Origin of the sequence: Caballeronia calidae (assembly GCF_900044055.2) — a bacterium.
GTDB classification, from domain to species: domain Bacteria; phylum Pseudomonadota; class Gammaproteobacteria; order Burkholderiales; family Burkholderiaceae; genus Caballeronia; species Caballeronia calidae.
This window is the reverse complement of the sequence record NZ_FCOX02000125.1, coordinates 1-9620: the sequence shown is the minus strand read 5'-3', so window position 1 is coordinate 9620 and position 9620 is coordinate 1. Positions and strand designations below refer to the sequence as shown.

General features: G+C 56.2%; 9 protein-coding genes and 1 pseudogene. 3 read left to right on the top strand and 7 right to left on the bottom strand.

What is annotated here, in order from left to right; genetic code table 11:
- Nucleotides 1-67 precede the first annotated feature (67 nt).
- Both AWB78_RS40070 and AWB78_RS40065 read right to left on the bottom strand, forming a co-directional pair.
- On the bottom strand, nt 68-361 hold the full coding sequence (locus tag AWB78_RS40070) for a hypothetical protein (protein WP_062612529.1): 294 nt from the start codon (nt 359-361) through the stop codon (nt 68-70).
- A 48-nt stretch (nt 362-409) separates the two neighbouring features.
- Nucleotides 410-835: a hypothetical protein gene (locus tag AWB78_RS40065; RefSeq protein WP_062612527.1), complete on the bottom strand. Its 426-nt coding sequence runs from the start codon at nt 833-835 to the stop codon at nt 410-412.
- Between the two features lie 208 nt (nt 836-1043).
- On the opposite strand from AWB78_RS40065, the pseudogene AWB78_RS45580 reads away from it, so the two are divergent.
- Nucleotides 1044-2073, top strand: a pseudogene (locus AWB78_RS45580) (transposase); the annotation flags it as partial.
- Between the two features lie 214 nt (nt 2074-2287).
- On the opposite strand, the gene AWB78_RS40055 reads toward AWB78_RS45580, so the two are convergent.
- The 3 genes from AWB78_RS40055 to AWB78_RS40045 form a co-directional block, all read right to left on the bottom strand.
- Nucleotides 2288-3211, bottom strand: a complete 924-nt coding sequence (locus AWB78_RS40055) for an IS5 family transposase (protein WP_062612524.1) — start codon at nt 3209-3211, stop codon at nt 2288-2290.
- A 93-nt stretch (nt 3212-3304) separates the two neighbouring features.
- Nucleotides 3305-4750 carry an IS1182 family transposase gene (locus AWB78_RS40050; protein ID WP_062612522.1) on the bottom strand — a complete coding sequence of 482 codons (1446 nt, stop codon included), beginning with the start codon at nt 4748-4750 and terminating at the stop codon, nt 3305-3307.
- 277 nt (nt 4751-5027) lie between these two features.
- The gene (locus tag AWB78_RS40045; RefSeq protein ID WP_157697803.1) at nt 5028-5240 is read right to left on the bottom strand and encodes a hypothetical protein; all 213 of its coding nucleotides are present in this window, start codon (nt 5238-5240) and stop codon (nt 5028-5030) included.
- 332 nt (nt 5241-5572) lie between these two features.
- Between AWB78_RS40045 and AWB78_RS40040 the strand changes: the two genes are divergently transcribed.
- Nucleotides 5573-6283: an IS6 family transposase gene (locus tag AWB78_RS40040; protein WP_374729525.1), complete on the top strand. Its 711-nt coding sequence runs from the start codon at nt 5573-5575 to the stop codon at nt 6281-6283.
- Between the two features lie 205 nt (nt 6284-6488).
- Here the strand turns inward: AWB78_RS40040 and AWB78_RS40035 are convergent, their stop codons facing one another.
- Nucleotides 6489-7010 (bottom strand): hypothetical protein, encoded by a 522-nt coding sequence (locus AWB78_RS40035; RefSeq protein WP_062612516.1) that lies wholly within the window; start codon nt 7008-7010, stop codon nt 6489-6491.
- Nucleotides 7011-7109: 99 nt separating this feature from the next.
- Nucleotides 7110-8705 (bottom strand): esterase/lipase family protein, encoded by a 1596-nt coding sequence (locus AWB78_RS40030; RefSeq protein WP_062612514.1) that lies wholly within the window; start codon nt 8703-8705, stop codon nt 7110-7112.
- Between the two features lie 292 nt (nt 8706-8997).
- On the opposite strand from AWB78_RS40030, the gene AWB78_RS40025 reads away from it, so the two are divergent.
- Complete coding sequence (locus AWB78_RS40025; RefSeq protein WP_062612512.1) at nt 8998-9201, top strand: cold-shock protein; 204 nt, start codon at nt 8998-9000, stop codon at nt 9199-9201.
- The last annotated feature ends 419 nt before the right edge of the window (nt 9202-9620 follow it).

The following is a 9620-nucleotide window of genomic DNA, read 5'->3' as shown; positions in this document are numbered from 1 at the left end:
TGAGCCGGATGCGGGGTGACCCGCACGTCCGGTTCTCAGGGGGCGGCGGCGCAGTGATGCGCCGCTGCTACCCGACAAGGAGTCGATCACAGCAGCCTACGCCGTCGGGATAGGCGAGGTGGAATTTCTCGTGTACGTGCCGCTCGCGCTCGCCGCCCAGGTACGCGGAAACGGCGCTGTAACGGTTGACCTCGACTTCGAACAGTTCCGTCTCGCCTTCCAGGGCCCAGCGAAATCCCGTGTTCTGGTTCTCGTTGAGGAACACGGCGAGGCGTTCGCCTGTGCGCATCTCGACGACGCCCCCGCGATATGATGCGGTCCGCACTTCTAAGTTTTCCGTGATGGTCTGTGTAGCGCTCATGTTCAGACCGGCCTTGATCGAACAGGGGAGGACAGGCTCAATGCCACTTCAGCCGTTGTTGTCACCATTCAAAGCAGCGACCACCGCAGCGAACTCTTTCTCGTCAGCCTCAGTGTTGAGCTTCGGGTTGTTCGGGTTCGCCTCACGAATCGCCTTAAGAAGGGCAATCTCGTTGCGGGTCAGCACCGGCTGGCTGCCCATGATGTCTTGGATAGCCTTCCAGTTTTCGGGTTGGTATTCGTTCATTGCCATCTTGAGCAAGAACAAAGCATCAACGCACAGGGCTCGAGCGATCGGACCAATGTGCTGAAGGGGAATTTTGGTGTGTCCCTGACGGATCATCGAGAGCATGTTTGGCTTGAGAACACCGCCGATGTCTTTGCTCAACTGTTGGAGCGTGATCTGGCGAAGGGCAACTTGTGCGTCAAAGTATTCCGTCACGGTCACTGCATCTTGTTTCTTCTTGCTCGCCATGTTCTCTCACTCAATGTCTGATGCGGGACGTCCCGCGTTATTCGTTGAGTCGATAATAGACGGCTAATAAAAAATATTGACTGTTTTCTGGGGGTTTGCGTGATCTGGGTAACAAATCAGCGTTGACTCTTCCTTGCCGCCATTCGAATTCTACTGAATTTTTTACGGCGGCAACTCCATGCGAGGACGGGAACGGCAGAGAATATTCCTGCTATCCAGCGACATGACCGCCATCGACGGTAGCAAGTTCAAGGCTGCGAACGGCCGTGACAGAAACTCACTGTGGGCAAAATCGACAAGCGCCAGCAGCAGCTCGAGGAAAGCGTCCGGCGATACCTCGACACGATTAAATCAGCAGACCGGACCAGCCCGATAGGTTTCGATCTGAAGACCGTGCGCCTGCATGATAAAATCGCGCTGCTGCGACAGCGGATGCGTGAGCGCGAGCAGATCAAAGAGCAGCTGAAGAAAGAACCGGACAGACAACTGTCGCTTACCTACCCGGATTCTCGCTCCATGGCCAGCGGTGGCAAGGAAACCGGCACCGTCGGCTACGACGTCCAGACCGTCGTAGATACGAAGCATCATTTGATCGTTGAACACGAGCGACGAATATTGGAAGCGATCGCGGCCAACGCAGCAGGATGGCGTTCTCGGAGAAGAGTGCGATGGGCAAGCCGAACCTGAAGGTGCTGGCTTACCGTGGATCCTTCAGCGGCCCGGATATCCGTGGGTGCGAACTGGCGGGATCAAGGCATATATCCCCAAACCACTTACCTCGGCATCAAGGAAGGAAGGGCTCTTTACCAAGCGCGATTTCGTTTACGTTGCAAGGAACGGTGAGTATCGATGTCCCGCGAGAGAGCGAGCGATTTTTCGATTCACGACCGTTGAGCATGACATAAATTTGCGGGTGTACTGGCCGAGCGCGTGCCCGCAGTGTCATCTCAAGGAGCGATGTCCTCGCAGCGACTATCGTCGCATCCGACGATGAGAGCACGAACATGTACTGGAGGCTATGCAGCGTCGGCTCGATAGCAAGCCTGATGCAATGGCCATTCGAAGGAGCACCGTTGAACACGTGTTCGGTATGCTCAAGCACTGGATGGGTTCCTGCCACCCACTTCCTGACCAGGACGCTCCGACGGGTAAGCATTGAAATGAGTCTTCAGGTATTGGCGTACAACCTGAAGCGCCTCATGAAAATACTTGGAGTTTCCGGGACAATAAAGCAATGAAAATAGCTGCAAGCTGAGGCCCTGAAGGGCTTCTTAGCCCGCGATGGGGCATGTTAAGGAAGCTCTGCAGAACCCGGTTCAAAGACCTGCGCACCATGTAGGCGTTGAGCAGATTTTTCTCGCTCAGAACGGTTTGTCAGTGTCAGAGGCGATGGGCCCACACTTTGTGACCTCTCATCGAGAGGACGAAAGGGTGTTCAACCTGCGGTGTGTTCTACGCTTTGCGCAGCGCCTTGCGCATCATCCATAAATTTCCCAACGCAAATAATGTGGTGATCTGAGCGGTGTTCTTCGCCAGCCCCCGGTATCTCGTCTTCAAGTAACCAAACTGTCGCTTGAGGATTCGGAACGGATGTTCGACCTTTGCACGAATGCCGGCTTTCAATCGTTCGATCTTGTCGTATATCGCATCGAGAGGATCCTTCAAGTTCAATTTCCTTCGCTTGCCGGGCCGCATCGCGACATGCCATCGAGCCGAGCCCGTTTGCTTACGCTTTTCGATGCCCTGGTATCCGGCGTCAGCGTAAACATCCGTCTCTTCACCGTGCAACAACGCAAGGGCCGCATTGATGTCGTGCTCGTTAGCCGCCGTGCCGATGACCGTGTGAACGATGCCTGACTCTGCGTCCACGCCTATATGCGCCTTCATGCCAAAGTACCAATTCCTGCCTTTCTGGGTCGACTGCATCTCGGGGTCGCGTGTGCCCGAGCCGTTCTTGGTCGAGCTGGGCGCTGCGATCAACGTAGCGTCGACAGCCGAGCCCGCCTTAAGCATCAGTCCCTTTTCGTTCAACAATTCATTGACGACTGCCAGAATCTGCGCAGCGATGCCATGCGCTTCGAGCAAGTGCCGAAACCGCAAGATAGTCGTTTCGTCTGGAAGACGGGTCATCCCGCCATCAAGGCCTGCGAATTCGCGATACAGCGGGACGTCATAGAGGGCTTCTTCCATCGCTGGGTCCGACAGACCGAACCACTGTTGGAGGAAGTGAATTTGCAACATCGTCGCTACCGGAAATGGCGGACGACCGGTCTTCCCCTTCGGATAATGCGGTTCGATCAATGCAATCAGCCTCGACCATGGCACGACTCGTCGCATCTCGTCCGAGGGTGTGTGAAAACTGCTTTCTTGCCGCAAGGATGAGTTCGATTGGCCTGCCCAGTGAGTATTTCGGTAAACCTGACGGCCATCATCCAAACGTCATATGCGAAAAGACAGGCCCCTCGGGCCTCAGCTTCCGACCATCTTCATGGCCCTCATGGTTCTCGCGACTCCGAGTATGTTTATGACGCGTTTGAGGTTGTAGGCCAGCACCTGAAGGCTCATCTCGGCGCTCACCCGCTTGAGCGTCCGCGTCAGAAAGTGTGTCGCACCCATCCACTGCTTGAGCGTACCGAAAACATGCTCGACAGTGCTTCGTCGGATAGTCATTGCATCTGGCTTCCGATCGAGCCGTCGCTGCATGGCTTCGAGTCTGCGTTCGTGCTCCCATCGTCGGATGCGGCGATAGTCGCTGGGCGAACATCGCTCCTTTAAATGACAATGCGGGCATGCGCTGGACCAGTAAACTTGAAGATTCATGCCGTGTTCGACTGTCGTGAATCGACGAATCGCACGTTCGCCGGCGGGGCATCGATATTCATCGTGCCTTGCAACGTAGATAAAGTCGCGCTTGGTAAAAAGGCCTTTCTTTCTTGACGCTGATGTGAGCGGCTTTGGGACATACGCCGTGATACCTGCCAGTTCGCACGCTCGGATATCCGGACCGCTGAAATAACCTCGATCGGCCAGAACCTTCAATCGAGACTTGCCCATCGTCCTTCTTGCCGCAATCGCCATTCCGCTAAGTTGTCCGTGATCGCTTCCGACATTCGTCACTTCGTGTTCAACGATCAGATGATGCTTTGCGTCCACGGCGACCTGAACGTTGTAGCCCACTGTTCCGGTTCTTTTGCCACCGCTGGTCATCGAGCGCGAATCCGGATCTGTGAGAGAAAGCTGTTTGTCCGGTTGGGTTTTTAGCTGCTTTCGGATCTGCTCGAGCTCTCGCATCTGTTGGCATAAGCGGGCGATCTTCTCGTGCAAGCGCACCGTCTTCACATCGAAACCTGTTGGGCTGGTGCGGTCTGCGCTTTCGATCGCGTCGAGGTAGCGTTGCACGCTTTCTTCAATCTGCTGCTGACGCTTGTCGATCTTGCCTTCCGTGTAGTTCCGGTCACGACTGTTCACAGCTTTGAACTTACTGCCATCGATGGCCACTGTATCGCCGGAGAGCAGCTTCAGCCCTCGGCACAACTCGACGAAACGGCGACACACGTTGCGAATAGCTGGACCGTTGTCGCGGCGAAAGTCTGCGATGGACTTGAAGTCTGGCGCCAAGCGTCCCGTCAGCCACATCAACTCGATATTGCGTTGACAATCACGTTCGAGACGCCGGCTGGAAGGTATGCGATTCAGATAGCCGTAAATATAGATCTTGAGCATCACACTCGGATGATATGACGGGCGCCCCGTGGTGGCGGGCGTAGCGCTGCCGAATCCGAGTTCCTCAAGATCCAATTCGTCGACAAAGACGTCCACGATCCTGACCGGGTTGTCCTGTCCTATATAGTCGTCGACGCATTCGGGAAGAAGTGAAACCTGCTTGCGGTCATCGCCTTCAACGAATCGCTTCATGAGTCACCCGGTCTCAGTGAGTTGATTCAGTGTAGGCGATCAATGCGTTTTCACACACCCTCGTCCAGAAACTGCCGCTTACGCGTGCATTTGGTTGACAGGTTCAAGCCGAGATGAAGTTGCGTCATCGTGATGCTTCCAAGTCGTTGCTCCGTAATAGTACTCCTTATCGTTACTACGAGAGGGGGTTCTGCAGAGCTTCCTTAACGGGTCCGACCCGCAGGACTCGATCGATCGGCTTGGCCGACTCAAACCTGCAGTTGTAGGAAAGCTGTTTTCACACGCCTTCGACCCATTGGCGACGGTCGCGTTGTCGACAGTCAAAGGAGGTAACGGAGCAGTCCGGGTATTCGTGCCGGCCTTCCCGGACCGGCAGAACGGCCTCAGCCGACGTCCATGGATGCACTTTGAGCGTTGACCGAATGACACCGACCATTCCTTCCGGCACCGCATCGAGCATCAGCTGCTCCCGTATCAGTACGGCGAACATGTCCCCCGTCGCGGTGCCTCGCCAGTTGCCGAGGACCGTTTCATTCAATAACGCGCGGACGGGCCACATTGCCCGCCCTTTCGAATCTGAACTTGTTGACATATGGCAAGGCGCAACGCTGTGTGCTTGTCCGTACTGACGGAGTGATCTGGCTGAGAGACGGGACTGCTGGCTTCCCGCTGGAGTGCGTCCCGCTCGCCTTCTGAAATGCCGCCACCGCGTAAATGGCGGATCGCGTGGGAAGGAAGTAATCTAGGCTCTGGTGCAAATAGCGCCGGCGAATCGGTTAGAGTTGTCGGAGCAAAACGAACTGATGACCCGCAATGAGCAAGCTGAAGAGCCTGGAGGAGTTGTTCAATGGACGCCATTTTGATCGGGATATCATCATTCTGTGTGTTCGCTGGTACCTGCACTACAAGCTCAGCCTGCGCGATCTGGTCGAGATGATGGCCGAACGGGGATTGTCGCTGGCTCACACGACGATCCTGCGCTGGGTGAAGCGTTTTACGCCCGAGTTCGTCAAGCGCTGGAACCGCTTCGTTACGCCTGCGGGTCGCTCGTGGCATGTCGACGAGACCTACCTGAAGATTCGCGGCAGGTGGGTCTACCTGTATCGGGCGGTGGATCGGACCGGCCAGACGGTGGACTTCATGCTCAGGGCGCGGCGTGACGTGGCTGCGGCCAAAGCTTTTTTCAGCAAGGCCATCAGGCATCAGGGACAGTCGCCTGAGACCGTCACGCTCGATGGCTACACCGCTTCGCACCGCGCGGTGCGCGAGATGAAGGCCGATGGCATGCTACCTGAAGACACCAAGGTCCGGTCCTCAAAATGTCTGAATAACCTGGTCGAGCAGGACCACCGCCATATCAAATCCAGAACGAACGTGATGCTTGGATTCAAACGGTTCGGGAGCGCCGCGACCGCGATTTCAGGCATCGTGCTGACGCATCGCATTCGCAAGGGCCAGTTCGATCTTGCGAAGCTCGGCCTCAAGGGTGCCGCTGTGCCAGCCGTATGGAATGCGGTCCTGTCTGCTCGATAAGTTATCCTTTCTATAGAAAACTTCTCAACCCGCTTACCTATTTGCACCAGAACCCTGTTGCGTGTGCTTTTCCATGCAGCAGACCTGGCCGCGCCGGACAGCATCTCTTGGGCGACCTGCCGACGGCGAGCCGGAATTTTCACTTAACTCAACGAGAAGAACAAGTCGATGACGGATTTCGACATTGGGCCTGAAGTTGGGTACTCTACAGCTTCCTGCGAGGTGTGCGGGAAAGGCGCTTCTGAGTTAGCGGCGGACGGCGCATCATGGCTCGCCATGATCCAATAACTTCCGGTTCTTCAACTGGTCGCGATAAGGTGAAGAACCAAATCGTGACCAGCACTACAAGATCCGAGAAGATATGGAAGATAAGGACTTTGTACGGCGAATCCGGTTCGGCGAGATCCAGAAAACCGTTAGCGACTTTCAAATCCAGCGAAGTTAATGTCGACGTCTTAGGATCCCCTAAAGAGCGAAGAACTTCATAAAGAAATCCTCGCTGAGATGAGATTGCGAACATGCCACCGAGGTTCACCCATGCGAATGCAATAAACATAAGCGAGACAATCGCTGCGACTGCTTTCGGCTGCTTAAGGTGTTTCGCATTGCCAAAAAACACCACCAATCCGAGAGAAACCGTAATATAAAATCCCCAGAAAGTTTGCATCGCCATCCCGCGCTCAAGCAGTTGGGCAATCAAGTCCTTCACACCGATAGTCCCGCCCATTGATGTCGTCCTGTTCCGATATTGCAAACCACTAACCCGGTCGCAAGCGCCAAAACTGAAGAACCGCAGCAACAACCGTCGGATTTGTCGGGGCGCAACCTATTGCCATGCGCTGATCTCGAAGCGCACCTGAGCGTCCAGATTGACGGGGTGCCCGCTGGAAACCTGAACTGTCGCGGAAAACTTGCCCGAGCCAGCCGGTCCAACCGGAGTCAGTGCGAGGTCGCGCTGCACTGGCGGCGCGGTCGACCCTGGAGCGTCACTCTCCCAGTAGTATTTCGCGGTCCACGGAACAGTGTCCGTTGTCAGCACAATAATCACTGCGCCGCTAAAAATTTTGCTGCCTTCGTACTGACCTTCGGAGGCGTCTGCGCCGCTGACCTGAAAATCGGGCATCAGGACGCTGAGCTGAAGACGATAGGCAACGGTTGGATCGTTGGGATTGCGTTTGCCCCAGTCGGCCATGAACACGGTAGACAGCAGCTTCTGGACGGCGGGCGTTCGGCCGCCGGCTTCACGCAACGCCTTGTGCTCGAAGACGGCGGCCGAGTCTTCCACTGCGACGCGGCGCGTGAGATACCACGGCTTGTTTCGAAGCGAGATCAATACTTCGACCGGATACGTCGCGTCGAGCGTCCCATTCGCGTCAGCGTCGGCAAGTTTCCCTGGCGGTAATTTGACGTCGTTGACGTCGAGCCATACGTCCACGCGGTAGGTGCCGAAGAGGAACCGTTGCAGGTTCTGATAGCCCTCCTCGCTGTTCACGATACCGAAAAAGCCCGAGTGGCTGCGAAAGGCGAAGGCCTTCGCGCAAGGCTCGACGATCCCCGCGTTGTCGTAGCCGGCGAGGTCCGCGTTCTGAATCTTCACAAGGCCATCGCTGCCCTTGCCGACGAAGGTCCTGGACAAGCCGAAGGCGACCTCATAATCCTGACGATTCGTACCTATGAACGTAAAAATCTTGCTTGCAGCAAGGCATTCTTGCGGCATCCACGCTACCGACTCCGTCGCTTTATACCGCTGAACGAGATTGAGATATTTGGACATCGTGCCGCGGCTGAACGTATCAATCTCGTGCGTGCGCAAAAAGGAGGGAACATTCATGCCGAGGACGTCGATGCCGTTGTGTGGCGTCGCATAGGTGAAGAGTTTCAGAACCTTCTTGTACAGGTTGTTCGGGTCGAAGGCGCGGTTCTGGAGAAAGGCTCGCGCGACCAAGCCGCCCATCGAATGCGCGACGAGGTAACAACGAAAGTCTTCACGTGACTGGTATCCGTCCGGGCCAACAATAACAAGCGCTTGCATTCGCTCTATCAGCGAGGCGAGATCTTGGGCGAACTTGTCGATCGGCGGCACTCGCCCGTCGCCCAAGAGCGCTGAGGCCTGGTCGTAGTAATGGTGAACGACGACAGAGCGCCGTGGTATGGGGGCGTTGAAGCCCGGCGTGGTCAAGTCGGTGCCCTGCGTGATCACATTGGCGTAGCCATGGTCGGACACGAGCCGCATGACTGGCGACTCGAAGACAAACCGGGCTGGCGGTGATGGACTGGGGCGCGCACGGAAGACGGTTGAACCGACATTGAAGCCGCAGAAAGGGTCGGCTGTCGTCTCGTCTATGTCCGACTGGTTCATTGCGAACCCGCGGATGTAGATGATCGGATGGTACGACTCGGGATTGGCTTGTGCCTGGGGCATTCTTTTTCTCCGAACCGATTATTTCCCTTGTTATAGAAGACGCCACTCGGCCGCGCAAGGACCCAAGCAGGAGGACAGAAGATTCCCGCCGCACGCTGTGCCCGCAGAAGATCGCTAACCACGTCCGTTTCCGCCCGCTCGTTCGTTCCTTTCCCGAGAACGCGACCGTTGCACCCGGTAAGTCTTTCGTTGCCGTTATCAGACTGATAAATTATTTGTCGAACGTCATACCGTTGCGCGGCTGCGGCTGCTATCCTCGTCGACCACGACATCTATTTGTAAGGAAGCGAGCATGGCAACGGGAACTGTGAAGTGGTTCAACGACGCGAAGGGCTACGGATTCATCACGCCGGATGACGGAGGCGACGATTTTTTCGCGCACTTCTCTGAGATCTGCGCAGAAGGGTTCAAGTCGTTGGCCGAAAACCAGAAGGTGACCTTCGACATCAAGCAAGGACCCAAAGGCGAGCAGGCGGCAAACATCCAGCCGCAGTAAGACAAGACACAGCCGCCGCCGACGCAGGGACCGGCGCGGTAAGTGGCCGGCAGCACGACGGGATGTAGTTCGGGGCCCCCGTCGCAAAGATGAACCTAAGAGATATATAAAAATATGAACCTAGTTTTAGGTCAGCTTACAACGCTCACGCCGAGAAGCCTCGACGTTGAGATCGAGCATCTTGAGCGCGTCCTTGCCGGAGAGGCGGCCGATTCCCTGTTCGGCCGAACCTACTGGCGTGCGCGGGTGGTCAAGGCTAGTACGTCGCCCGGGCTTGTACCTCCCCAGCGCGTGCGGCTGGAGCGGCTGCTGAGCCGTTTAACTGTTGAGGCGCGTATCGTCGACTAGATACTATGGAAGGGCCGCGGAAGTAAGCCTCCTGGAGTAAAACGAGGATTCCGATACCCGTTTTCCGAGAG